At 74.0% G+C, this 23,783-nt stretch carries 27 protein-coding genes; 15 read left to right on the top strand and 12 right to left on the bottom strand.

Annotated elements, in window-relative coordinates; translation table 11 throughout:
* Window positions 1–18: 18 nt before the first annotated feature.
* Entirely contained in the window at window positions 19–1,347 is a 1,329-nt protein-coding gene (locus GA0070564_RS12835) for an ABC transporter substrate-binding protein (protein ID WP_091608223.1), read from the bottom strand.
* Between the two features lie 180 nt (window positions 1,348–1,527).
* Between GA0070564_RS12835 and GA0070564_RS12830 the strand changes: the two genes are divergently transcribed.
* From GA0070564_RS12830 to GA0070564_RS12820, 3 genes are all read left to right on the top strand, one after another.
* Entirely contained in the window at window positions 1,528–2,361 is an 834-nt protein-coding gene (locus GA0070564_RS12830) for a phosphoribosylaminoimidazolesuccinocarboxamide synthase (RefSeq protein ID WP_091608219.1), read from the top strand.
* 96 nt (window positions 2,362–2,457) lie between these two features.
* On the top strand, window positions 2,458–3,240 hold the full coding sequence (locus GA0070564_RS12825) for a helix-turn-helix domain-containing protein (RefSeq protein ID WP_091608216.1): 783 nt from the start codon (window positions 2,458–2,460) through the stop codon (window positions 3,238–3,240).
* Window positions 3,237–3,428, top strand: a complete 192-nt coding sequence (locus GA0070564_RS12820; RefSeq protein WP_091608213.1) for a DUF397 domain-containing protein — start codon at window positions 3,237–3,239, stop codon at window positions 3,426–3,428. Before GA0070564_RS12825 ends, GA0070564_RS12820 begins: the two co-directional genes overlap by 4 nt.
* 112 nt (window positions 3,429–3,540) lie before the next feature.
* Here the strand turns inward: GA0070564_RS12820 and glpK are convergent, their stop codons facing one another.
* A complete protein-coding gene (gene glpK, locus GA0070564_RS12815) occupies window positions 3,541–5,025 on the bottom strand; it encodes a glycerol kinase GlpK (protein WP_091609141.1) in 1,485 nt (494 codons plus the stop codon).
* A 90-nt stretch (window positions 5,026–5,115) separates the two neighbouring features.
* On the opposite strand from glpK, the gene GA0070564_RS12810 reads away from it, so the two are divergent.
* A complete protein-coding gene (locus tag GA0070564_RS12810; RefSeq protein WP_091608210.1) occupies window positions 5,116–6,054 on the top strand; it encodes a ribose-phosphate diphosphokinase in 939 nt (312 codons plus the stop codon).
* Here the strand turns inward: GA0070564_RS12810 and GA0070564_RS12805 are convergent.
* Window positions 6,051–6,527, bottom strand: coding sequence for an ATP-binding protein (locus GA0070564_RS12805; protein ID WP_091608207.1), 477 nt, complete (start codon window positions 6,525–6,527; stop codon window positions 6,051–6,053). The two genes, GA0070564_RS12810 and GA0070564_RS12805, sit on opposite strands and share 4 nt — an antisense overlap.
* A gap of 136 nt (window positions 6,528–6,663) precedes the next feature.
* On the opposite strand from GA0070564_RS12805, the gene macS reads away from it, so the two are divergent.
* Both macS and GA0070564_RS12795 read left to right on the top strand, forming a co-directional pair.
* Complete coding sequence (gene macS / locus GA0070564_RS12800; protein WP_091608201.1) at window positions 6,664–7,794, top strand: MacS family sensor histidine kinase; 1,131 nt, start codon at window positions 6,664–6,666, stop codon at window positions 7,792–7,794.
* A 26-nt stretch (window positions 7,795–7,820) separates the two neighbouring features.
* Window positions 7,821–8,468: a response regulator gene (locus GA0070564_RS12795; RefSeq protein ID WP_091609139.1), complete on the top strand. Its 648-nt coding sequence runs from the start codon at window positions 7,821–7,823 to the stop codon at window positions 8,466–8,468.
* A 6-nt stretch (window positions 8,469–8,474) separates the two neighbouring features.
* Here the strand turns inward: GA0070564_RS12795 and GA0070564_RS12790 are convergent, their stop codons facing one another.
* The 3 genes from GA0070564_RS12790 to GA0070564_RS12780 form a co-directional block, all read right to left on the bottom strand.
* Window positions 8,475–9,047 carry a DUF5709 domain-containing protein gene (locus GA0070564_RS12790; RefSeq protein ID WP_091608198.1) on the bottom strand — a complete coding sequence of 191 codons (573 nt, stop codon included), beginning with the start codon at window positions 9,045–9,047 and terminating at the stop codon, window positions 8,475–8,477.
* Between the two features lie 107 nt (window positions 9,048–9,154).
* Window positions 9,155–9,886 (bottom strand): ATP-binding protein, encoded by a 732-nt coding sequence (locus tag GA0070564_RS12785; RefSeq protein ID WP_245669948.1) that lies wholly within the window; start codon window positions 9,884–9,886, stop codon window positions 9,155–9,157.
* Window positions 9,887–9,945: 59 nt separating this feature from the next.
* Window positions 9,946–10,941: an SDR family oxidoreductase gene (locus GA0070564_RS12780; RefSeq protein WP_091608192.1), complete on the bottom strand. Its 996-nt coding sequence runs from the start codon at window positions 10,939–10,941 to the stop codon at window positions 9,946–9,948.
* A 221-nt stretch (window positions 10,942–11,162) separates the two neighbouring features.
* Here GA0070564_RS12780 and GA0070564_RS12775 point away from each other — a divergent pair, with 221 nt between their 5' ends.
* Window positions 11,163–12,440, top strand: a complete 1,278-nt coding sequence (locus GA0070564_RS12775) for a glycosyltransferase (RefSeq protein ID WP_091608189.1) — start codon at window positions 11,163–11,165, stop codon at window positions 12,438–12,440.
* A gap of 7 nt (window positions 12,441–12,447) precedes the next feature.
* On the opposite strand, the gene GA0070564_RS12770 is transcribed toward GA0070564_RS12775, so the two are convergent.
* The 4 genes from GA0070564_RS12770 to aroA are packed head-to-tail and all read right to left on the bottom strand — an operon-like array spanning window position 12,448 to window position 16,601.
* Window positions 12,448–13,338, bottom strand: a complete 891-nt coding sequence (locus GA0070564_RS12770) for a hypothetical protein (RefSeq protein WP_091608186.1) — start codon at window positions 13,336–13,338, stop codon at window positions 12,448–12,450.
* A 27-nt stretch (window positions 13,339–13,365) separates the two neighbouring features.
* A complete protein-coding gene (hisN, locus tag GA0070564_RS12765) occupies window positions 13,366–14,181 on the bottom strand; it encodes a histidinol-phosphatase (RefSeq protein WP_091608183.1) in 816 nt (271 codons plus the stop codon).
* A 24-nt stretch (window positions 14,182–14,205) separates the two neighbouring features.
* On the bottom strand, window positions 14,206–15,330 hold the full coding sequence (rsgA, locus tag GA0070564_RS12760; RefSeq protein WP_176730658.1) for a ribosome small subunit-dependent GTPase A: 1,125 nt from the start codon (window positions 15,328–15,330) through the stop codon (window positions 14,206–14,208).
* Window positions 15,300–16,601: a 3-phosphoshikimate 1-carboxyvinyltransferase gene (gene aroA, locus GA0070564_RS12755; RefSeq protein WP_091608179.1), complete on the bottom strand. Its 1,302-nt coding sequence runs from the start codon at window positions 16,599–16,601 to the stop codon at window positions 15,300–15,302. Before aroA ends, rsgA begins: the two co-directional genes overlap by 31 nt.
* Window positions 16,602–16,702: 101 nt before the next feature.
* On the opposite strand from aroA, the gene GA0070564_RS12750 reads away from it, so the two are divergent.
* The 5 genes from GA0070564_RS12750 (at window position 16,703) to rsrA (ending at window position 20,144) form a co-directional block, all read left to right on the top strand.
* Window positions 16,703–17,413 (top strand): SOS response-associated peptidase, encoded by a 711-nt coding sequence (locus tag GA0070564_RS12750; RefSeq protein WP_091608176.1) that lies wholly within the window; start codon window positions 16,703–16,705, stop codon window positions 17,411–17,413.
* A 206-nt stretch (window positions 17,414–17,619) separates the two neighbouring features.
* Entirely contained in the window at window positions 17,620–18,012 is a 393-nt protein-coding gene (locus GA0070564_RS12745; RefSeq protein WP_091608171.1) for a WhiB family transcriptional regulator, read from the top strand.
* A 191-nt stretch (window positions 18,013–18,203) separates the two neighbouring features.
* Complete coding sequence (locus GA0070564_RS12740) at window positions 18,204–18,761, top strand: alpha/beta hydrolase family protein (protein ID WP_245669982.1); 558 nt, start codon at window positions 18,204–18,206, stop codon at window positions 18,759–18,761.
* Between the two features lie 287 nt (window positions 18,762–19,048).
* The gene (locus GA0070564_RS12735) at window positions 19,049–19,855 is read left to right on the top strand and encodes a sigma-70 family RNA polymerase sigma factor (RefSeq protein ID WP_091608164.1); all 807 of its coding nucleotides are present in this window, start codon (window positions 19,049–19,051) and stop codon (window positions 19,853–19,855) included.
* A 1-nt stretch (window position 19,856) separates the two neighbouring features.
* Complete coding sequence (rsrA, locus tag GA0070564_RS12730) at window positions 19,857–20,144, top strand: mycothiol system anti-sigma-R factor (protein WP_091608160.1); 288 nt, start codon at window positions 19,857–19,859, stop codon at window positions 20,142–20,144.
* 119 nt (window positions 20,145–20,263) lie between these two features.
* On the opposite strand, the gene GA0070564_RS30470 is transcribed toward rsrA, so the two are convergent.
* Window positions 20,264–20,338, bottom strand: a complete 75-nt coding sequence (locus tag GA0070564_RS30470) for a 50S ribosomal protein bL37 (RefSeq protein WP_369700219.1) — start codon at window positions 20,336–20,338, stop codon at window positions 20,264–20,266.
* 229 nt (window positions 20,339–20,567) lie between these two features.
* Between GA0070564_RS30470 and GA0070564_RS12725 the strand changes: the two genes are divergently transcribed.
* Window positions 20,568–20,783, top strand: a complete 216-nt coding sequence (locus GA0070564_RS12725; RefSeq protein ID WP_088973021.1) for a biotin/lipoyl-binding carrier protein — start codon at window positions 20,568–20,570, stop codon at window positions 20,781–20,783.
* Window positions 20,780–21,307 (top strand): GNAT family N-acetyltransferase, encoded by a 528-nt coding sequence (locus GA0070564_RS12720; RefSeq protein WP_091608155.1) that lies wholly within the window; start codon window positions 20,780–20,782, stop codon window positions 21,305–21,307. Before GA0070564_RS12725 ends, GA0070564_RS12720 begins: the two co-directional genes overlap by 4 nt.
* Here the strand turns inward: GA0070564_RS12720 and GA0070564_RS12715 are convergent.
* Entirely contained in the window at window positions 21,283–21,942 is a 660-nt protein-coding gene (locus tag GA0070564_RS12715; protein ID WP_176730677.1) for a TetR/AcrR family transcriptional regulator, read from the bottom strand. The two genes, GA0070564_RS12720 and GA0070564_RS12715, sit on opposite strands and share 25 nt — an antisense overlap.
* 106 nt (window positions 21,943–22,048) lie before the next feature.
* On the opposite strand from GA0070564_RS12715, the gene GA0070564_RS12710 reads away from it, so the two are divergent.
* A complete protein-coding gene (locus GA0070564_RS12710; RefSeq protein WP_091608151.1) occupies window positions 22,049–23,635 on the top strand; it encodes an MDR family MFS transporter in 1,587 nt (528 codons plus the stop codon).
* The last annotated feature ends 148 nt before the right edge of the window (window positions 23,636–23,783 follow it).

Raw genomic sequence — 23,783 nt, 5'->3', positions numbered from 1 at the left:
CCCGGCCCGCCCCCGGTTTCAGCCGGCCAGCGCCGCGTTCGCCTGGGCCATGAACTTCGAGGTCGCCGACCGCGCCCCGGCATCACCGGAGCGGATGCTCTCGGCGGCGGCGACCAGCAGCCGCCGTACGGCGGCGTGTCCCTTCGCCGGCGGCTCCGGTGCCGGCCCGAGGAACCCGGACAGGCCCTCGGCGAGCGCGGCGACCTGCTTGCGGCCCGGTTCGGTGAGCGTCCCGCGGACCGCCGCCCGGACCGCCTGGCTGGGGTTCAGGCCCCGTTCCTGGCCGAGGATCCGGCCGGCCGCGACGTCGTTGACCAGGAAGTCGATCACGTCGACCACCAGGTCCGGATGGCGGGTGCCCCGGAATCCGGCCCAGTACATCGAGGCGCGGGGCCACTGGGCGGCGGCCGGGCCGGGGAAGGCGGTCACGGAGAGCCGGTCGTCGGTGTAGCGCTGAAGGTCGGGGAACTGGTGCGACCAGCTGAACGACGCGGCGGTGTGTCCGCGGACCACTCCCTGCCGGGACGGGTCGGCGGTGTCGGCCTGGTCGGCCAGGGCGGCGCCGGGGGTGGCCCGGTCGGAGCGGGCCCGTTCCCACAGCTCGAACCAGTCCAGCAGCTCGCCGGAGCCGAAGCCGAGCTGGCGGTCCTGGTACAGCTCACCCCCGCGGGACCGCAGCCAGAGCCAGAACGCCCGGTAGTCCCCGGAGGGGTCCACCGTCCCGGCCAGCCGGCCGCCCGCCGCGCGGGTCACCCGGGCCGCCCAGGCGATGTAGTCGGGCCAGGGCATCCCACCGGTCGGCGCGGGCACCTCCAGCCGGCTCAGCAGGTCCGCGTTCCAGACCAGCACGGGCAGGCTCTGCCCCGCGGCGACGGCCATGGTCCGCCCCTCGACCTGCCCGTACCGCGCCAGTCCGGCGGGCAGGCCGCTCAGGTCGAGCCGCCGGTCCGCGACGTGTCGGCTGAGGTCCAGGACGATCTGGCGCCGGGCGTACTCGGTGAGGACGGTGTCGTCGATCTGGAACAGGTCCGGCACGTTGCCGCCGACCGCCTGGGTGGCCACCCGGTCGTAGTAGCCGCTCAGCGACTGCCAGGTGACCCGGAAGCTGACCCGCGGGTTGCGCTGCGAGTAGAGGCGCAACGCCTGCTCGGTGGCCTGGGCGCGTTTCGTCCCGCCCCACCAGAAGACCGACAGCTCGACCGGGCCGTCGTCGACCCGGGCCGTCGGTGCGTCCCCGCAGCCGGTCAGGCCGCCGCCGGCCAGCACGGGCAGCCCGAGCAGCCCGCCGAGGAGCCGGCGCCGGCCGAGCCCGGCGGCGCGGGAGGCGGTGGGCCGGGCAGCGGACACGTGGCTCCTCCTGGATGGTGGGACGGGGTGGGTGCGATCTGATCATTTACACAGGTCGCGGCGGTGGGTGTCAACGCCGGGTCGGGTGGTGGGCTCCGCCGGGCGGACGGTCCGGCCGCCAGGTGGTCGGCCGGGGTGGCCGGATCGGGGGCGGTCCGCCCCCGTGGTGTACTAGGGCGCGTGGAACTTCTGCACTCGGGCAAGGTTCGGGACGTGTACGCCGACGGCGACGACCTGATCCTGGTCGCCTCCGACCGCATCTCCGTCTACGACGTGGTGCTCCCGACGCCGATCCCGGACAAGGGCCGGCTGCTCACCGCCCTGTCGCTGTGGTGGTTCGAGCAGCTCGCCGACCTGGTGCCGAACCATGTCGTTTCGGCCACCGACGTGCCGGCCGAGTTCGCCGGCCGGGCGATCCGGTGCCGCCGGCTGGACATGGTCCCGGTGGAGTGCGTGGCCCGCGGCTATCTCACCGGCGGCGGCCTCAAGGAGTACGAGCGCACCGGCGCCGTCTCCGGCGTGGCGCTGCCCCGCGGCCTGGTCGAGGCGTCCATCCTGCCCGAGCCGATCTTCACGCCGTCCACCAAGGCGCCGGTGGGCGAGCACGACGAGCCGATCACCTTCGCCGAGGTGGTGGACAAGGTCGGCGCGGAGACCGCCGAGCGGCTGCGGCAGATCACCATCGACGTCTACCGGCGCGGCGCCGAGATCGCCGCCGACCGGGGTATCCTGGTCGCCGACACCAAGATCGAGCTGGGTTGGGCGCCGGACGGCACCCTGGTCCTCGGCGACGAGGTGCTCACCTCCGACTCGTCGCGGTACTGGCCGGCCGAGTCGTACCAGCCGGGGCGCGGCCAGTTCTCCTACGACAAGCAGTACGTCCGGGACTGGGCCACCAACAGCGGTTGGGACAAGCAGGCCCCCGCCCCCGAGGTGCCGGCCGAGGTGGTCGAGGCGACCCGGGCCCGCTACGTCGAGGTCTACGAGAAGCTCACCGGCAACCGCTGGGCCTGACCGGGACACCCCGATATCGCCGCAAGCCCTGGACCGACCCGCCGGTGACCGTCGAGGATGGTCCGGTCACCCTCGGTGGATGTCGGGAAGGGTCGGATGAACGGCGACATGTGGATCCGGGCGCTCAAGGCGGCCCGCGCGAGTGCGGGCATCTCGCAGGAGGCCCTGGCGGAGCTGATCAGGTGGAGTCCGTCCACCATCGCGGCCATCGAGACCGCTCGTCGGCGGCCCACTCCGCAGTTCGCGGCGGCGGCCGACGAGGCGCTGGGCACCGGTGGGCTGCTGGCCGAGCTGCTGGCGCTCGCCGCCCGGCAGGAGTCGCCGGCCTGGTTCGCGCCCTGGCGGGGCATCGAGACCGAGGCGCTCGCGCTCCGCACGTCGGAGCCGTCGTTGGTGCCGGGTCTGATGCAGACCGAGGCGTACGCGCGGGCGGTGCTCGGCGGGCAGGGCACGCACACCCCGGCCGAGGTCGACCAGTTGGTGGCGGCCCGGCTGACCCGCCAGGAGCTGCTCACCGGCGACGCCCCGAAGCGGTTCACGGCGATCGTCGACGAGAGCGCGCTGCGCCGGGTGGTCGGCGACCGGGACGTGCACCTGGCCCAGTTGGAGCGGCTGGTCGAGCTGGCGGCGCTGCCGCACGTCCAGCTCTACGTGGTGCCCGCCGGGGTGGGCGCCCATCCGGGGCTGGCGGGCGGGTTCGTGCTGGCCGCCCTGCCGGACGGGGACGAGGTGGCCTACGTGGACGGTGTCTTCGGCCAGGTGGTGGACCGGCCGGACGCGGTGGCTACCATCAGGAGGATGTGGGACGTGTTGCTGAGCGAGGCCCTGCCGGGCGGCGTGTCGGTCGACCTGATCGGGAAGCTGGTGAACGAGCTGTGAGCACCGAGCCCACCCCTCGCTGGCGGGTGTCGACCCGCTCCGGCAACGGCGGGAACACCTGCGTCGAGGTCGCCGACAACCTGGTCGACCGCGTGCTGGTGCGCGACTCGACGGACCGCGACGGCGGCACCCTGGCCTTCGCCCCGGCCGCCTGGCGCGCCTTCGTGGAGCTGGCCAAGCGCGGCTGACCACTGACGCCGGACGGGCCGACCGGACGGTGGCGCTGGTGACGCGGGCGGCGCGGGTGGTGGGAGCGGCGCGGGCGGCGTCCGCAGCCGTCAGTCCACCCAGTCCCAGCCGTCAGTCCACCCAGTCCAGGGTGCGCTGGACGGCCTTGCGCCAGTGGCGCAGCTCGCGCTCGCGCAGCGCCGGGTCCATCCGCGCGGTCCACTCCGCGTCGGAGCGCCACTGCTCGCGCAGGGTGGCCAGGTCCGGCCAGAAGCCGACCGCGAGCCCGGCGGCGTACGCGGCGCCCAGGCAGGTGGTCTCGGTGATGCGGGAGCGGACCACCGGGACGTCGAGCACGTCGGCGAGGAACTCCATCAGCAGCCCGTTGGCGGTCATCCCGCCGTCCACCCGGAGCCGGCGCAGCGCCACGTCCGAGTCGGCGTTCATCGCGTCGACCACCTCGCGGGTCTGCCAGGCGGACGCCTCCAGCACCGCCCGGGCCAGGTGCCCCTTGGTGATGTAGCCGGTCAGCCCGGCAATCACGCCGCGCGCGTCGCTGCGCCAGTGTGGGGCGAAGAGCCCGGAGAAGGCCGGTACGACGTAGCAGCCGCCGTTGTCGTCGACGCTGCGGGCCAGCTCCTCCACCTCGGCGGCGGTGGAGATCAGGCCGAGGTTGTCCCGCAGCCACTGCACCAGCGAGCCGGTCACCGCGATCGCCCCCTCCAGCGCGTACGCCGGTGGTTGCCCGTCGATCCGGTAGGCGACCGTGGTGAGCAGCCCGTGTGCCGAGGCGACCGGGCTGGCGCCGGTGTTGAGCAGCAGGAAGCTGCCGGTGCCGTAGGTGCACTTGGCCTCGCCCGGCTGGAAGCAGGTCTGGCCGAACAGGGCGGCCTGCTGGTCGCCGAGGGCGCTGGCCACCGGCACCCCGGCGAGCAGCCCGTCGGCGGTACCGTAGACCTCGGCCGAGCAGCGGATCTCCGGCAGCATCGCCGCCGGCACCCGCATCGCGTCCAGCAGCTCCGGATCCCAGTCCAGGGTGCGCAGGTCCATCAGCATGGTGCGGCTGGCGTTGGTCACGTCGGTGACGTGCCGCCCGGTGAGCTTCCAGATCAGCCAGCTGTCCATCGTGCCGAAGAGCACCTCGCCCCGCTCGGCGCGCTCGCGCAGCCCGTCGACGTGGTCGAGCAGCCAGCGCAGCTTGGGGCCGGCGAAGTAGGTGGCCAGGGTCAGCCCGGTCCGCTCGCGCAGCCGCTGCTCCCCGTACGCCCGGTCCAGCTCCCGCAGCAGCGGCCCGGTGCGGGTGTCCTGCCAGACGATGGCGTTGGCGACCGGGCGGCCGGTGGCCCGGTCCCAGACCACGGTGGTCTCCCGCTGGTTGGTGATCCCGACGGCGGCGAGCCGGTCCGGGCCGATCCCGGCGGCCGCCAGCGCGTCGCGCACCACGCGCTGGACGTTGTCCCAGATCTCCTCCGCGTCGTGCTCGACCCAGCCGGGCTGCGGGAAGATCTGCCGGTGCTCGCGCTGGGCAGCGGAGACGATCTCTCCGGCCTGGTCGAAGACGATGCACCGCGACGAGGTGGTGCCCTGATCGATGGCGGCGACGTACTCGGGGGTCACGGGGGCACCGTACCCGCCGGCGGCGACCCGTTGAAGCCCACCGGCCGTCACGGCCGTCGTAAAGCGCCCGGCGACCGTACGATCTGGACCGTGCGTGACATCGCCGTGTTCAGCGGAACCGCCCATCCCGACCTCGCCGCCGAGATCTGCGCCCAGCTGGGGGTGCCGCTGCACCCGTCCCGGGTGTCCCGGTTCGCCAACGACTGCCTCGAGGTGCAGTTGCAGGCCAACTGCCGGGAGCGGGACGTCTTCCTGATCCAGCCGCTGGTGCCGCCGGTGCAGGAGCACCTGGTCGAGCTGCTGCTGATGATCGACGCCGCCCGGGGCGCCTCGGCGGCCCGGATCACCGTGGTGCTGCCGCACTACGCGTACGCCCGGTCGGACAAGAAGGACGCGCCGCGGATCTCGATCGGCGGCCGGCTGGTCGCGGACCTGCTCACCGCCGCCGGCGCGGACCGGGTGCTGGCGATGACCCTGCACTCGCCGCAGGTGCACGGCTTCTTCAGCGTGCCGGTGGACCACCTGCACGCGCTACGCGAGTTGGCCGCCCACTTCCGCCGGCGGGATCTCTCCAACACGGTGGTGGTCTCGCCCGACCTGGGCAACGCCAAGGCCGCGGCGGCCTTCGCCCGGATGTTGGGCACCCCGGTGGCGGCCGGCGCGAAGCAGCGGTTCAGCGACGACGTCGTCAAGATCAGCGCGGTGATCGGTGACGTCCGGGACCGGGACGTCATCGTGCTCGACGACGAGATCGCCAAGGGCAGCACGGTGATGGAGCTGATGGAGCACCTGCGCGCCCTGGAGGCCCGGTCGATCCGGCTGGCCTGCACCCACGGGCTCTTCTCCGGCGACGCGCTGCGCCGGTTGAGCGCCCAGGAGGGGGTGCTGGAGATCGTCTGCACCAACACGGTGCCGATCCCCGCGGAGAAACGGGTGCCCGGGCTGGAGGTGCTGTCGGTGGCGCCGGCCCTGGCCGAGGCGATGCGCCGGATCCACGTCGGCGAGTCGGTCAGCGCGCTCTTCGGCTAGGCCGGGCCGCCCTCGGCGCCGGCGGCCGGCTGCGGCCGGGCGGCGCAGAGGGCGGTGATGCGTACGACGGTGCCGGCGTCGCCGGTGGTCACGTCCATGGTGTCGCTGAGCTCCCGGGTCAGCCAGAGGCCCCATCCGCCGGCGGTGTCCGGCGCGGGCCGGCTCTGGTCGGCCAGCTGGCGTGTGCTGATCCCCTGGCCGTGGTCGGCGACCTCGCAGACCAGTTCCGCGCCGCCGCGCCACAGCCGCAGCCAGCCCCGCCCGCCGCCGTGCCGGACCGCGTTGGTGATCAGCTCGTTGACCGCCAGCACGAAGTCGTCGAGGCGCTGCCCGTCCAGCCCGGCGGCGTGCGCGCAGGAGGTGACCGAGTGTCGCAGCTCGGTCACCTGAGCCTGGTCGAAGGCCTCGGCGATGAGGAGGGAAGAGTCGATGGGCACAACCGTACGCGGTGCGCGCGGCTCTGCATTCGTCATGGCCCCGTCCGGACAGTGGTTCCAGCTTCATTCGCGACATTTCCACCGTACGTCAGGATTTCCCGGGCCGCACCCGCCGCCTGCGCCGGTCGCACCGCCCCTCGGCGGGCGGCGGTGCTGTGGCATCGTGTCGGCCATGCCGTCGCCCCCGGGAGGTCTGGAGGGCCCGCTGTGGCGGGCGATCGCCGTGTTCCGGTTCGCCTCCCTCGGCTACGTCGTCCTGCTGGCCCTGCGCGTCGGCGACCGGTACGCCCATCCGCTGGCCGCCGGCGGCGTGCTGGCGCTGATGCTGGCCTGGACGGTGGCGGCGGCGTTCTGGTACGCCCGGCCGGAGGCCCGGCGCTGGCGGCTGCTCCTGGCCGACCTCGCCGTGGTGGCCGTCGTCCTGGCGGTCAGCCCCTGGGTGGTCGGCCGGGCGACGCTCGCCGCCGGGGTGCCCACCCTCGGGGTGGCCTGGCTGGCCGGGCCGGTGCTGGCCTGGGCCGTCTCCGGGGGCCGGCGTCGCGGCACGGTCGCCGCCGTGGCCGTCGGCGCGGCGGACCTGGCCACCCGGGAGCGGATCACCCCGTCCTCGGTGACCGGGGTGATCCTGCTGCTGCTCGCCGGTGTGGTGGTCGGGCACGTGGCCCGGCTGGCGGTGACCGCCGAGCAGCGGCTGCAACGGGCCGTGGAGCTGGAGGCGGCGACCCGGGAACGGGAACGGCTGGCCCGGGGCATCCACGACTCGGTGCTCCAGGTGCTGGCGCTGGTCCAGCGCCGGGGCGCGCACCTGGACGGCGAGGCGGGCGAGCTGGCCCGGCTCGCCGGTGAGCAGGAGGCCGCCCTGCGGGCGCTGATCGCCGGGAACCCGCCGGTTTCGGCCGGCGGCGGCGACGTCGGGGACCTGGACCTGTGCGCGCTGCTCGGCCGGTACGCCTCGGCGACGGTCTCGGTGGCCATGCCGGCCACCGGGGTGCCGCTGCCGGCGCGGGTGGCCCGGGAGGTGGCGGCCGCCACCGCCGCGGCGCTGGACAACGTGACCCGGCACGCCGGCGGGACGGCCTGGGTGCTGATCGAGGACGAGGGGGAGACGGTGACCGTCTCGGTACGCGACGCCGGGCCGGGCATCCCGGCCGGTCGGCTCGCGGAGGCCGCCGCGCAGGGGCGGCTCGGGGTGGCGCAGTCGGTCCGGGGCCGGATCGGCGACCTCGGTGGCACGGTGCGGATCGACTCCGCCCCGGGCGTCGGCACCGAGATCGAGCTGACCGTGCCCCGGCCCCGCCGGTGAGGGGAGACGCGGACGTGGTGCGGGTGATGGTGGTCGACGACCACCCGATGTGGCGGGAGGGGGTGGCCCGGGATCTCACCGAGGCCGGCCACGAGGTGGTCGCCACCAGTGGGGAGGGGCGGCAGGCGATCCGGGTGGCGCCGGCCGCCCGACCGGACGTGGTGGTGCTCGACCTGCAACTGCCCGACATCTCCGGGGTCGAGGTGATCCGCGGCCTGCGCGCCGCCCTGCCGCAGGTACGGGTGCTGATGCTCTCGGCCAGCGGCGAGCAGCAGAGCGTGCTGGAGGCGGTGAAGGCCGGCGCCACCGGCTACCTGGTGAAGTCGGCGGCGCCGGCCGAGTTCCTGGACGCGGTCCGCCGCACCGCCACCGGCGAGCCGGTCTTCACCCCCGGCCTGGCCGGGCTGGTGCTCGGCGAGTTCCGCCGGCTGGCGGCGGGCGGCGGGACCGGTCCGTCGGACGCCGGGAACGACGCGGCACCCCGGCTCACCGATCGGGAGACCGAGGTGCTGCGTCTGGTGGCGAAGGGGCTGTCCTACAAGCAGATCGCCCAGCGGCTGGAGCTGTCTCACCGCACCGTGCAGAACCACGTGCAGAACACGTTGGGCAAGCTCCAGCTGCACAACCGGGTCGAGCTGACCCGCTACGCGATCGAGCGTGGGCTGGACGGCTGAGCCGCCTCAGTGCGCCTCGGGCGGCCGGGTCTCGTGGATGGCCAGCTCCTCGGCGGTGGCGCCGCCGCCGGCCGCGCCCGCGTCGTACGCGACGTTGTCGGTCTCGGTGTCGGTGTGCGCGCCCTCGTCCGGCTCCACCAGCCGGCCGACCTGGTGGTCGGCCACGGTGCCGAGCTGGCCGTGGTCGTAGACGGAGACCGGCGAGTTCGGGTCCGAGGTGGGGCCCGGGTCGATCACGTCGGCGTCCAGCTGGGCCTGGGCGGCGGCCTCCTCGCTGTCCGCCTCGGCGGCGATGTCCGGGTCGACGGTGCCGGCGAGCGGGTCGTCGGCGGGGCGTTCGTACTGCTCCCGCTGGAGCTTGTAGTCCAGCGACTCGCCGTCGAGCTGCTCCTCCGCGGTGGTGCCGAAGTGGTCCACCGCGACCGGGGTGCGGTCACCGGGGAGCTGGGCCGGCTCCGGGCCGTCCGCCTCCCGGCCGGTCAGCACGTCGTCGTTGGCGGTGGAGTCGTCGTCGGCGGTGTCGGGCAGGCCCTCCGCCTCGGGGTCGGACACGGGGGTCGGGTACTCGTCATCGCGCATGGCTGATCACTACCCACTGCCCTCCCGGCGTAACCGGGTCGGGTGGTGGCCATCCGGGAGGAAAGCGGAGCAAAGGGGCGATCGGTGGCGACCGGACGCCGAGCGGATCAGCCCCGGAAGCTCGTCTCGTCCTCGGCGTACAGCACGCACCAGACCACCTTGCCGTCCGGCACGGGGCTGCTGCCCCAGCGGCGGGCCACCGTGTCGATCAACAACAGGCCCCGACCACCCGCCGTGTCCAGCGGGGCCGGACCGGAGTATCGCGGGCGGGCGGTGGAATGGTCGCGGACCGCGAGGTGCAGCGCGCCGTCGCGGGCCGCCACCCGCAGCGTCATCGGGGTGCCCGCGTGGGCGACCACGTTGTTGACCATCTCGGTGACCGCGATGCAGGCCGGCTCGGCCAGCTCCAGCAGCCCCCAGCGCCGGCAGTCGTCGGTGACCAGCTCCCGGGCCAGCCGGGCGGAACCGGCCACCGGCGGCAGGTCGACCTCGGTGACCTCCGCCCGGCGGAGCCGGGACAGCACGGTCAACGCCGAGTCCACGGTGGCGCAGACCGTCGCCCCGGCGCCCGTCGCGGCGCCGGTCGGATCGCAGACCACCAGGTCGGCGCCGGGCCAGTCGGCCACCTCCCGGAACACCTCGGCGACCACCGAGTGCACCGTGGGGCCCGCGGACCGGACGTCGGAGAAGTCGACGACGACCGGAGCGGAGCCCTGGGAGAGCCGGGTCAGCAGGGCGTCCCGCACCGCCGGGACGGCCGTCGCGTCCAGCGCGCCGACCACGTGGAGGACCACGGACGAACCGTCCGTCTCCACCAGGTAGGGCGCGTCCGTCGGCATGATCGCCCCATTGTGCATGTCCGGGCCCCGACTCGCATCCGGCCGCTCGGCCGGTCTCATCAGCGCTCCACCCGGGACCGGCGCATCGCCGCCACCGTCCCGGCCGCGGTGCCCGCCGCCGCCAACCCGAAGGCCGCGCCCACCCGGACCAGCCGGCGACGTCGCCCGTGCCAGCCCCCGCCGGGACGCGCCCGGCCGTCGGCGTCGAACACGTTGCCGGTGTCGTCCGGCCGCGGCGCCGGACCGAACTGGGTGCGGTGCACGTACCAGCCGAGGGCGCGCTCGGCCAGCGCCGGGGCGAGCCGCCACTGCAACCCGAGCAGCCGGGCCGCGCCGCCGGCGTACGCCTCCCGCTTCGGCCGGCGCAGCAGCCGGACGATGGTCTCCGCCACCAGCTCCGGGGGGTAGACCGGCGGTGGCGGCACCAGCTCGCGGCCGGTGTGGTTGGCGGCGTGCCGGAAGAACGGGGTGTCGATGGTGGCCGGCAGGACCGTGCAGATCGAGATGGCGCCCCGGCCGGTCAGTCGCAGCTCCTGCCGCACGGTGTCGGCGAACCCCCGCACGGCGTGCTTGGTGGCGTTGTACGCCGACTGGTACGGCATCGCCACCTCGGCGAGCACGGAGGCGTTGTTGACCACCACCCCGCCGCCGGCGGCGGCCAGGTGGGGCAGCGCCGCGCGCACCCCGTGCACGGTGCCGAGCAGGTTGACCTCCACCACCCGGCGGAACTCCGGCACCGGGATCTCGTCGAAGAGGCCCACCGCGCTCACCGCGGCGTTGTTCACCCAGGCGTCGATCCGGCCGAAGGCGGCGACGGCCCGCTCGGCGAGCCGGTCGACCTCGACCGGGTCGGTGATGTCGGTGGGTACGACCAGGGTCCGGGCGCCCAGCTCGTGGCAGCGTTCGGCGACCACCCGCAGCGCGGGCTCGGTGCGGGCGGCCAGCACCACGTCGGCGCCGCGGCGGGCGAGCGCGTACGCGGTGGCCGCGCCGATGCCACCGGAAGCCCCCGTGATCACCACGGTGGCGTCGGAGAGACTGCGGGTCAGTGGCATTCCGGTTCGGTACCCCCGCCCGTGGCAGGTCATGCGGATCGCCACCAACCGATCATGACCGAATTCGGACTGCCGGGCCGGGGTGATCGGACCCCTCAAGATCGAAGTGCCGGACGCCACCGGGTCGGTCCCGAGTTGTCATGTTTCGGCTCGACGGGCCCTGGTTAATGGGACCCTCTGACCGGGGAGACCACCGCTCGTCAATCGCATGGAGGTGCACCATGCGCGTCGGCCTAGTGTGCGCACACGCCGGCCCGTCCAGGCATGTCGACGGCCCTGCCGTCGGTACCCATCAGCACATCGCGCGGGTCGCGGCGGAGCTGGCGGAACGAGGGCATGAGGTCCGGGTGTACGAGCGGCTCGACGAGCCGGGGCTGCCGCCCACCGCCGAGCAGAACGGCTACCGGGTGGAACGGGTGCCGGTCGGACCGGCCGCCCCCACCCCCACCGCCGAGCTGGTGCCCTACGTCGCCGAGTACGGCCGCTGGCTGGCCGACCGCTGGGCCGGCGACTGGCGGCCCGAGGTGGTGCACGGGCACTACTGGATCGGCGGCCTGGCCGCGGCGCACGCCGTGCGGGCCACCGACATCCCGGTGGTGCAGACCTTCCACTCCCTCGGCGTCGAGCAGCTGCGCCACCTCGGTCGCGAGTACGACGGGCCGGGGGAGCGGATCCCGCTGGAGCGGGCGCTGACCCGGGCGGTGGACGTCGCGGTCGCCCAGTGCAACGACGAGGTCGACGAGCTGACCCGGATGGGCCTGCAACGCACCTCGGTGGCGATGGTGCCCACCGGGGTGGACACCGAGGCGTTCCACCCCGACGGGGAGGCCGCCCCCCGCGACCAGCGGCCCCGGATCCTCTCCGTCGGCGGCCTGACCCCCGGACACGGGCACGAGGACCTGATCCGGGCGATGCGACTGGTCGGGGACGCCGAGCTGGTGATCGCCGGCGGACCGCCGGCCGAGCAGCTGGCCAACCACTCCGAGGCCCGCCGGCTGCGCGAGCTGGCCCAGCGGGCCGGCGTCGCCGACCAGGTGAAGCTCGTCGGGGCGGTCCCGCACGACCAGATGGCCACCTGGTACCGCTCGGCCGACGTGGTCGCCTGCACCCCGCACTACTCCTCCGCCGGGCGGGTGTCGCTGGAGGCGATGGCCTGCGGTGTGCCGGTGGTCGGCTACGCCATGGGCGGCATCGCCGACGCGGTGGTCGACGAGGTCACCGGGCGGCTGGTCCCCCCGGGCGACGTGCGGACCCTCGGGGTCACCCTGCGGCGGCTGCTCGCCGACAACGCCGGGCGGTTCGCGTACGGGCACGCCGCGGTGGACCGGGTCCGGTGCAGCTACACCTGGGAACGGACGGCGAGCGCGCTGGAGCGCCTCTACGAGCGGGTGATCGGCCGTCGTGGCCCGGCGGTCGGGAAGACCGTCGAGGAGACCGTCGACGAGGCCGTCGGAGAGGTCACCGTCGAGGCCGAGCCGAAGACCGTCGAGGCGGCCTGAGCGCCGGTCAGCGTGGCGGGCGGACCGCCGCGGCGCCGGCCATCGCGGCCTCCCGGGCCGTCGGCCGGTGGGGCTGCGGCTCGGCGTACCTGGTCAGGCCGATCACCGCGACCAGGGTGACCAGGAAGCCGCCCGCCGCCAGCCACTCCCGGCCGGGCCAGATCCGGTCGTTGAGCAGCAGCAGGCCGACGATCGCGGCAGGCACCGCCCCGGCGGCGTCCATCGCGGCGACGGCCGCCGTGGTGGAGCCGCGCTGCATGGCCAGGCCGAGCAGCAGCTGCCCCACGATCGAGTGGGCGACCAGCAGGTAGAGCAGCGGGTCGACGAGGAACGCCTCCACCGAGGGCGCGGAGGCGAGCGGCCGGGCGGCCACCGCGGCGGCCGAGAAGGCCATCCCGGCCAGCGAACCCAGCACCACCGAGCCCAGGGCGCCGTGCAGGCGTACCGCGAAGAAGCCGAGCACCGCGATCAGCGCGAGGGCGGCGGCCAGGGCGACCAGGGCGATCGCCCCCAGCTGCTTCGAGTGCGCCGGCTCGGCGGCCAGCACCAGCGCGGTGATCCCGGCGAAGAGCAGCACCAGCAGCGCCACCTCCGCCGCCGGTAGCCGCCACTTCAGCAGCAGCACACCGAGGATCGCGGTGACCCCCAGCCCGGCCGCGACGCTCGCCTGGACCAGGAACAGCGGCAGGTCGCGTCGGGCCAGGAAGGCCAGCACGAAGCCGGTCACCTGGCAGGCCAGGCCGATCAGGTACGTCCGGTGCACGGCCAGCCGCAGCAGCAGCCCGGGGTCGAAGGTGTGGTGCACCGTCGTGCGGGCCGCGGCCACCGACTGGAGCAGGTTGGCCACGCCGTACGCGACGATCATCGCCGCCAGGAAGTACCAACCGGAGGACACCACCTGGCGAGGATAGAGGGTGCCGGGGCCTCAGCGCGCGGTCGGCCGACCGAGCCGGGACAGGATGTCGGCGTGCAGGCGCCCGTTGGTGGCGATCGCGCTGTGCTCGGCCGCGCCGTCCCCGGCCGGGGCCGGCCGTCCGGTCAGGTCGGTGACGGTCCCACCGGCCTCGACGACGATCGGCACCAGCGCGGCGACGTCCCAGAGCGACAGTTCCGGCTCCACCATCACGTCCAGTGCCCCCTCGGCCAGCAGCATGTAACCGTAGAAGTCGCCGTACGCCCGGCTGCGCCAGGCGTCCCGCATGATCCCGAGCATCGCGTCCAGCCGGCCGACGTCCTCCCAACCGGTCAGCGAGGAGTAGCAGAAGCTGGCGTCGGCGAGGTCCGCGACCGCGGAGACCCGGATCGGCTCGCCGTGCTCGGCGTCCGGTCCGGCGTACGCGCCCGCGCCCCGGGCCGCCCACCAGCGGCGGCCCAACGCCGGCGCGGAGACCAGCCCGAGGACCGGCCGGTCCTCCTCCAGCAGGGCGACCAGGGTGGCCCAGACCGGCACGCCCCGGACGAAGTTCTTCGTGCCGTCGATCGGGTCGACGATCCACCGCCGCCCGTTCGGCCCGGCCGGCTGCTCGCCGTACTCCTCGCCGAGCAACCCGTCGTCGGGCCGCCGCTCGGCCAGCAGCGCCCGGATCTCCCGCTCGACCGCCGTGTCGGCGTCGGAGACCGGGGTGAGGTCCGGCTTGGCCTCGACCCGCAGGTCCAGGGCGCGGAACCGGGCCGCCGAGACGACGTCGGCCCGGTCGGCGAGCAGGTGGGCGAGGGTGAGGTCGTCGGCGTACCCGGTCATGCCCGAAACGCTAGTGCGCGCCGGTCAGGAACCGGCCAGCGGGTCGCCGGGGTTGCGCTCCGGTTCGCGGGTGTCGCCCTCCCCGCTGCGGGAGGCCAGGAGTCGACGGTACGACGCCAGCCGGCGCGCGTCGGCCTTGCCGGCCGCCACCCAGGCGTCCAGGCCGCAGTCCGCCTCGTCCGGGGTGTGCGGGCAGTTCGCCGGGCAGTCCACCGTCCCCTCGACCAGATCGGGGAAGCCGTGCAGCAGGCTGTCGGCGGAGACGTGGGCCAGCCCGAAGCTGCGTACCCCGGGGGTGTCGACGATCCAGCCCGGCGCCGCCCCCGGCTCGACGGGCAGCGGCAGCGCCACCGCGCTGGTCGAGGTGTGCCGGCCGCGACCGATCGCGCTGACCGTGCCCACCGCTCGGAAGGCCTCCGGCACCAGGCGGTTGACCAGCGTCGACTTGCCCACCCCGGAGTGCCCCACCATGACCGAGATCCGGCCGGCCAGCAGGGCGCGCAGCGCCGCCAGGTCGGAGTCCGGCCGGACCAGCACGTACGGCAGCTCCAGCTCGGTGTAGTAGTCCAGCACCGCCTCCGGCCCGGCCAGGTCGGCCTTGGTCAGGCAGAGCAGCGGCTCGATGCCCGCGTCGTACGCGGCCACCAGGCAGCGGTCGATGAACCCGGTACGCGGCGGTGGGTCGGCCAGCGCGCTGACGATCACCAGCTGGTCGGCGTTGGCCACCACCACCCGCTCCAGCCGCCCCTCGGCGGTGGACTCGTCGTCGTCGGCGGTGCGCCGCAGCACCGACCGGCGCTCGGCGATCCGGACGATCCGGGCCAGCGCCCCGGCCGCGCCGGAGGTGTCGCCGACCAGGGCCACCCGGTCGCCCACCACCACCGACTTGCGGCCCAGCTCGCGGGCCCGCATCGCGGTCACCGGCGGGTCGTCCGGGCCGGCGTCCGGCAGCACGCAGGTGTAGCGGCCCCGGTCGACGGCGATCACGAAGCCGTCCACCGCGTCGGAGTGCGAGGGCCGGGTGCGGGTACGCGGGCGCGACGACCTACCGGGCCGGACCCGGACGTCGTCCTCGTCGTACTCCCGCCGCTTGGTCGCCAGGGCGTTACCTCCGCACGTCAGCTCTTGCCGGTCACCATCCCCGACCATAGTGCCGGGAACTCCGGCATGGTCTTGGAGGTGCAGCCGACGTCGTCGAGTTCGACGCCCGGCACGGCCAGCCCGGCCACCGCGGCGGCGTGCGCCAGCCGGTGGTCGGCGTACGTCCGGAACGTCCCGCCGCGCAGCGGGCGGGGGCGGATCTCCAGCCCGTCGGGGGACTCGGTGACGTCCGCGCCGAGCGCGGCGAACTCCCGGGCCAGCGCGGTGAGCCGGTCGGTCTCGTGGCCCCGGATGTGGCCCACCCCGGTGAACCGGGACGGCGAGTCGGCCAGCATCGCCAGCGCGGTCAGCACCGGGGTCAGCTCGCTCACGTCCGACAGGTCCGCGTCGATGCCGTGCACCGTGCCGGTGCCCCGGACGGTCAGCCCGGCGGTGCCCAGGGTGACCTCGCCGCCCATCCGGTGCAGCAGCGAACGCAGCTGCTCGACCGGCTGCATGCTGCTGCGCGGCCAGCCCTGGAGGGTCACTTCGCCGCCGGTGACCAGCGCGGCGGCGAAGAACGGCACCGCGCCGGAGAGGTCCGGCTCGATCTCCCAGCCGCGCCCGCTGAGCGGACCCGGCTCGACGGTCCAGACGTCCGGCGTGCCGTCGTCCACGGCGGCGCCCGCGGCGCGCAGCATCTGCACGGTCATCCGCAGGTGCGGCGCGGACGGCACGGGAGGCCCCTCGTGCCGGACCACCACGCCCCGGTCGAAGCGGGCCCCGGCGAGCAGCAGGCCGGAGACGAGCTGGCTGGAGGCGGAGGCGTCGATCACCACCTCGCCGCCGCCGACCCGACCGGCGCCCTGCACGGCCAGCGGCAGGCTGCCCGGGCCGGCGGAGTCGATGCGGACGCCCAGGGCGCGCAGCGCGCCCAGCAGCGGGCCGAGCGGGCGGACCCGGGCCTGCGGGTCGCCGTCGAAGGTGACCCGCCCCTCGGCCAGCCCGGCGACCGGCGGCAGGAAGCGCATCACGGTGCCGGCCAGCCCGACGTCGACGTGCGCCGGGCCGACCAGCCGGTGCGGGCGGACCAGCCAACGCTGGTCGTCGGCGATGGACACGTGGGCGCCCATCGCCCGCAGCCCACCGGCCATCAGCTCGGTGTCCCGCGCGCGCAGCGGCCCGGCCAGCGTCGACGGACCGCTGGCCAGGGCGCTGAGCACCAGGGCGCGGGCGGTCATCGACTTGGAGCCGGGCAGCCGCAGGGTCGCCGCGACCGGGTCGGAGGCGGTCGGAGCGGTCCACGACTGGGGCGGTCGGGTCGCCGTCTGAGTTCCCACGGTGACATTCTGCCCGGTCGCAGGCCCGGCGGAGCCGGGTGGTGCACGTACTCCCGGTTGGCGGGACAGCTGGAAACGCGTTGCCGGGATAGCGTGTGCCCATGTGCGGGAGGTACGCGACGACCCGGAGTTCGGGTGACCTGAGCGCGCTGTTCGAGTCGTACGACGAGACCGGCGGCGGGCTCGGCCCCGACCACAACGTCGCGCCCACCGACCGGGTGCCGCTGGTCCGCCTCGACCCGGCCGGGCACCGCGCGCTCGGCCTGGCCCGCTGGGGCCTGGTGCCGCACTGGGCGGCCAGCACCGCCGGCGCCGCCCGCATGATCAACGCGCGGGCCGAGACCGTGGCGACCAGCCGGGCGTACGCGTCGTCCTTCGCCCGCCGCCGCTGTCTCGTCCCCGCCGACGGCTGGTACGAGTGGGTGCGCACCGCCGGCGGCAAGCAGGCGTACTACCTCACCCCGGCCGACGGCTCGGTGCTCGCCCTCGCCGGCATCTGGTCGCCCCGGACCCTCCCCGACGGCACGGAGCTGACCACCTTCAGCGTGCTCACCACGGCCGCGACCGGGGAGTTGGCCGAGGTGCACGAGCGGATGCCGCTGCTGCTGCCCCGGCAGCGGTGGGCGTCCTGGCTGGCGCCCGCAACGGACCCGGGCGCCCTGCTCACCCCGCCGAGCCGGGAGTGGCTCGCCGGGCTGGAGATCCGGCCGGTGGGTCCGGCGGTCGGCGACGTCCGCAACGACGGCCCCGGCCTGATCGAGCGGGTACCGCTCCCACGCGACCGGGCGCCGGCGGAAATGCCGCTCTTCTGATCCGGGTCGCGCATTGTCGCGCACTGATTCGGGGGAGTTGGGGCGATTCGTCGTGCGCGTTTGCGCCGTGTATCCGACAAAACCTTGTCCCGACGTTCGTGAATGCGATAGAACACAGCGCCGGTGATGGGTGCCGATTCGCACGGGGCGGATCACACCCATCGATCGCTTTTTGATCTTGCCGGTCCCACGGGGGAGGTGGGTGGATGACACGGGCACGTATGCCCCGGCCGCACGAGGTGGCCGCCGCACGACGAGACCCGCGACTGCTGCGGGCGCTACGCGAGCGACGACACGACGAGGCATGGCGGACCAGAGGAACCTGTCGCAGCGTCGACCCGGAAACGTTCTTTCCGGCGCCGAACGAGCCGGCCGACGCGGCCGTCACGCTCTGCGGCGGTTGCGACGTCCAGGGATCATGCCTGGCCTGGGCGCTGGAGGTCGGTGACTGCCACGGGGTGTGGGGCGGCACCACCCCCCGGGAACGCCGGGCGATGCTGGTCGCCTGGCGCAGCGAGGTCGAACCCGATCCGGCCGCGGCCGACGAGCCCGGTCCACCGGTCCGGGACCGGCTGCTCACCCTGGTGCCGCTGAGCTGACCCGGGGCTGACGCCCCACGATGCGCCAGGTCGGGAGGAAGGCCCCGACCTGGCGCCCAGGCGTGGGCGGGCCCCTGCACACCACCGGTGACCGGATCCGGTGTCGGCGAAGGTGGCCGGCTGCGCAGAATGAGCCGGTGCGCCACGACCTGATCGACACGCCCCGGGGGCCGGCCCACGTCGACACCGACATGCCGGACGCTCCGGGTGGCGCCCTGCTCGTCCTCGGGCACGGGGCCGGCGGTGGGGTGGACGCGCCGGACCTGCTCGCCGTCCGGGACGCCGCCGTCGAGGCCGGCCTGGCCGTGGTCCGGGTCACCCAGCCGTACCGGGTGGCCGGGCGGCGGGCACCGGCGCCCGCGGGTCAGCTGGACGAGGCGTGGGTGACGGTTCTCACCGAGCTGCGCGCCCGGCATCCGGGGCGCCGGCTCGTGGTCGGTGGCCGTTCCAGCGGCGCCCGGGTGGCCTGCCGTACCGCCCGGCTGACCGGTGCGGTCGGCATCGTCGCGTTGGCGTTCCCGCTGCACCCGCCGGGTCGGCCCGAACGGTCCCGCGCCGACGAACTGCTGACCGAGCTGCCCACCCTGGTGGTCAACGGGGACCGGGACCCGTTCGGGGTGCCCACGCCGGGCGGTCCCGTGCGGGTGGTGACCCGGCCGGGGGAGCGGCACGACCTGCGCAAGGACCCCGTCGGCACCGCCGGGGTGGTCCGCGACTGGCTGCGCGGGCAGGGGTTCACCGCGGGTTGAGCTCCGGTCCGGATCCGGCCCGCCGGGACCGCCCCGGTCCCGGCGACGTGCGCCGGGTACGGAGCGGGCGCGCCGCCCGTGCCGTTTCCGCCCGGGCGGGCCCGTCGTTGCATCGGATGGTGTCGGTCGTCCGCTTCGGGTGTCCGGCGCCGGTCCTCCCAGGCCCTTCCTGGTCCCAGCGTCGGTCGCCACCGGCGCGGGGCCGGGAACGGGGCGGCCGTGGAATGCCCGGGTGGTGATCGGGCGTTGCACCCCCCGGACGACACATCTGGCGAGGGGGGTGACCGGTGCCGAGCGAGACAAGGAGCCGGGAGCGGGACGAACGGGGAGCGCGGCAGCTGAGGCAGCTGCTGGACGCGCCGGAGTGGCCCGCACAGGCCTCAGCGGTGAGTGCCGGCACACAGTCGGAAGGTGAATCCGCCGCCAGGCGGGTACGCGTATCCTCGGCGGGAAAGCATCCGACGCGAGGGGATGTGCGGTTGACAACCGAGAAGACGGACGAGCGCAGGTCCCGTTTCGAGCGGGACGCGATGCCCTTCGTCGACCAGCTCTACGCTGCCGGGCTGCGGATGACCCGCAACCCGGCGGATGCCGAGGACCTGGTCCAGGAGACCTACCTGAAGGCGTACGCGGCCTTCCACCAGTTCGAAGAGGGCACGAACCTCAAGGCCTGGCTGTACCGGATCCTGACGAACACCTACATCAACTCCTACCGCAAGCGGCAGCGGCAGCCGATCCAGGCGCCGACCGAGGAGATCACCGACTGGCAGCTCGCCGAGGCGGAGTCGCACACCTCCAGCGGGTTGCGCTCGGCCGAGACGGAGGCGCTGGACCGCCTCCCGGACAGCGACGTCAAGGAGGCCCTCCAGCAGTTGCCGGAGGAGTTCCGCCTGGCGGTCTACCTGACCGACGTCGAGGGCTTCTCCTACAAGGAGGTCGCCGACATCATGGGAACGCCCATCGGCACCGTGATGTCGCGACTGCACCGGGGTCGCCGTAATCTGCGCAAGCTGTTGGAGGGCTACGCCGCGGAGCGCGGGTTCAGCGCCGCGTCCGCGAAGGGCTCTACCGCCGCCGCCGGTCGGGAGGTGTGACGTGAGCTGTGGAGAGCCGCACGAGACGGACTGCCGTGAGGTGCTCGCCGAGGTCTACCTCTACCTCGACCTGGAGTGCGGTGCGGAGCGCCGTACATTGATCCGCCACCACCTGGACGAGTGCGGGCCGTGCCTGCGCGAGTACGGCATCGAGCAGGAGGTGAGGGCGCTGGTCGCCCGCTGCTGTGGCAACGAGACCGCGCCGGAGGAGCTGCGCCAGCGGCTCAAGGTCCGCCTGACCGAGCTGGTGGTCTTCGAGACCACGGAGTCCCGCGAGCTCGCCGACTGAGCGACCGCGACACGCCGTCACGACGCCGGTGGCCCGGGTCCGGAATGGGACCCGGGCCACCGGCGTCCGTGCCGAAGGGCACGCTGTCTGATCGTCGGGACGGGTACGCCCGCCGCCGATCAGGAGTTGGGGCGCTTGCCGTGGTTCGCGCCGCTCTTCTTCCGGGCCTTCTTCTTCCGGGCCTTCTTCGCCATGCTGTGCCTCCTTGTGCTGGTCACGGTCCGACCGCGGGTGAGCGCGGTGGTGGTCGCGTGCCGTTCCCCGGACTCGCCGAGGGCCGACGGCGATGATGCTAGTGCGGGCCGCCCGGCTGGTGGACCGGTGGGGCGGGAACGGACCGGCCGGTCGCACCGCTCCCACCCGGGCCCGGTCCATGATTGGATACCGTTCGCAGGTACACCGGTGGAGAGGGAGGGCCGTCAGATGGCCGAGGAGATCCGCGCCGAAATGGTGGCGAACGTCTGGAAGGTCGTCGCGTCGGCCGGGGACACCGTGTCCGAGGGGGACACGCTGGTGATCCTGGAGTCGATGAAGATGGAGATCCCGGTCGTCGCCGAGTCCGACGGCGTGGTCAAGCAACTCGCCGTCAACGAGGGCGACGTGGTCCAGGACGGTGACCTCATCGCGGTGATCGATTGACCGGCCTCACCGTCCGTCCGGCGGTGCCGGAGGACTTTCCGGCGGTGGCCCGGCTGACGGTCGCCGCCTACGAGGCCGACGGCCAGCTCAAGGACGAGAACAGCTACGCCGCGGTGCTCGCCGACGTGGCCACCCGGGCGGCCAGCGGAGAGGTGCTGGTGGCGGCGGACGGGACCACCGGCCAGGTGCTCGGCTCGGTCACCTTCGTGCTGCCCGGCACCCCGTACGCCGAGCTGGCCGGCCCCGGCGAGGCCGAGTTCCGGATGCTGGCGGTCGACCCGGCCGCGCAGGGTCGGGGGGCCGGCGCGGCGCTCGCGCGGGCCTGCCTGAGCCGCGCGGCGGAGCTGGGTTGCCACGCGGTGGTGATCTGCGTACGCGAGGGGCACGCCGTCGGGGCGCACCGCCTCTACGCACGGCTCGGCTTCGTGCGTACGCCGGAGAAGGACTGGTCGCCGGCGGCCGGGATCCAGCTACTCGGGTTGCGCCGGGAGCTGACCGCTCAGGCGGCGTCCGACCTCGGCTGACCGTCGGCCCCGGGCTGCTCACCGGTCCGGGTGAGCGGCCCGCGCGCGGGGTGGTCGACGGTCGGCTCGGAGGCGATCTTCGCGAGCAGCTCGTCGGCGACCTCCAGCGCGATCCGCCGGCGCTCGTCGTCGGTGATGTCCGGGGCGCGGACGGCGAACCAGCTGCTGTGCACGGCGAAGAGGGTCAGCGCGGCGCGCAGCTGGGCGGCCGGTGACTCGTCGCCCCGGCACAGCTCGTTGGCCAGGCTCATCATCCGGTCGCGCATCTGCAGCCCGGCGCTGAGGCTCTTCAGCGCGGTCTGGTTCTGCTCGAAGAAGCGCATCACCGAGGGTTGCTGGGTGGCGAACATGGCGTCCGCGTACCGGCTGATCAGGATCCGGCGGGTGGCCAGGGTGGCCGGCTGGGACCGCGCCCACTCGATCAGCTCGTCCATCCGGCGCAGCCGGTCCTCGACGAAGCTGCTGACGATCTCGTCCTTGCTCTTGAAGTGGTAGTACAGGGCCGCCTTGGTGACGTTCAGGCGCTCCGCGATCTCCCGCAGCGAGGTCTTCTCGTACCCCTGCTCGGTGAAGAGTTCCAGCGCGACGGCCTGGATACGTTCCCGCGTGCCGCCTGTGCTCTGGCTCACCCACACCACCCAATTCGCTTGACGGTCGGTCGTTCCCCAACTTACCGTGCGGCTAGTAAGGTGACTAGCCGGGCGGCAAGTAAGTGCGTCACATCTCGGGGGGAGCTTACCCATGACTCAGTCAGTCCAGCCGACGGCGAGACCCAACGTGCGGGTCGTGCTGTTCGGTCTGATGATCGCGATGATGCTCGCGATGCTCGACAACATGATCGTCAGCACGGCGCTGCCGAGGATCGCCTTCGAGTTCGGCGGGGCGAACCACTTCACCTGGATCGTCACCGCGTACGTCCTCGGCACCACCGTCTCCACCCCGATCTGGGGCAAGCTCGGTGACCTGTACGGCCGCAAGAGCGTCTTCCTCACCTCGGTGGTCGTCTTCCTGGTCGGCTCCGCGCTCTGCGGCATGTCCGGCTCGGCGATGCTCGGCGGCGTCGACAACGGCCTGATCGAGCTGATCGTCTTCCGGGCCGTCCAGGGCCTCGGCGCCGGTGGCCTGATGGTCGGCGTGATGGCGATCATCGGCGACCTCGTGCCGCCCCGGGAGCGGGGCCGCTACCAGGGCATGTTCGCCGGCATCATGGCCATCGCCATGGTCGCCGGCCCGCTGGTGGGTGGCTTCATCACCGACAACCTGTCCTGGCGGTGGGCGTTCTACGTCAACCTGCCGCTCGGCGGCGTCGCCCTGCTGGTGCTCGCCACCACCATGCACCTGCCGAAGTACCGCACCGAGCACAAGATCGACTGGCTGGGCGCCGCGCTGCTGTCGGTCGGCATCACCGCGATCGTGCTGGTCACCACCTGGGGTGGCACCGAGTACGACTGGACCTCGCCGCAGATCCTCGGCCTCGCGGCCCTCGCCCTGGTCACCCTGGTCGCCTTCGGTCTCGTCGAGCGCCGGGTGCCCGAGCCGATCCTGCCGCTCGGCCTGTTCGCCAACCGGAACTTCGCCCTCATCTCGGTGATCGGGTTCCTGCTCGGCTTCGCGATGTTCGGCGCGATGAACTTCCTGCCGCTCTACCAGCAGACCGTGCAGGGCGCGTCGGCCACCAACAGCGGTCTGCTGCTGCTGCCGCTGATGTTCGGCATGCTCGTCGTGTCCCTGGTCGTCGGCCGGGCCATCACCACCACCGGCCGCTACCGGATCTTCCCGATCGTCGGCGGCGTGGTGATGACCGCCGGCATGTTCCTGCTCAGTCGGCTGGACGTGGACACCAGCAAGACGATGTCCTCGCTCTACATGGTGGTGCTCGGCGCCGGCATGGGCTTCCTGATGCAGACCTCGATGCTGATCGCGCAGAACAGCGTCGAGCAGAAGGACCTCGGCGCGGCCAGCGGCGGGGCCACCTTCTTCCGCTCCATCGGCGGCTCGTTCGGCATCTCGCTCTTCGGCGCCATCTTCGCCAACCGGCTCGCCGACTCCCCGGCCGGCGCCGCGTTCAGCGGGGGCGGCGGCGAGGGCGGCCGGATGGACCTGGAGAAGCTCAAGGCGCTGCCGGCGCAGACCCGGGAACTGGTCCTCGGCGGGCTCTCCGACGCCATCTCGCACGTGTTCCTCTGGGCGGTGCTCTTCACCGTCCTGGTGCCGCTGCTCGCCTGGTTCATCAAGGAGGTGCCGCTGCGCTCCAGCAACGACACCCCCGCGCCCGACGCCAGCGGCGAGGAGCAGGCCGAGGTCGCCCTCGGCAAGGCCGGCGTCTGACGCCGACCGCTTTTCGACGACATGCCGCAGGTCGTTCCTTCGCCGTGAGGTGAGGGGGCGACCTGCGGCGCATCGGGCGTACCGCGAGGCGTTGCCCCGAGGTGCGGCAGGGCGCGTCCGGCCGCCCGCGCCCGCGCGGGCGCGGCGG

It is taken from the genome of Micromonospora mirobrigensis (genome assembly GCF_900091555.1).
Lineage (GTDB): Bacteria > Actinomycetota > Actinomycetes > Mycobacteriales > Micromonosporaceae > Micromonospora > Micromonospora mirobrigensis.
Note: the sequence above shows the minus strand (reverse complement) of the source record. Positions and strands in the feature narration are given on the sequence as shown.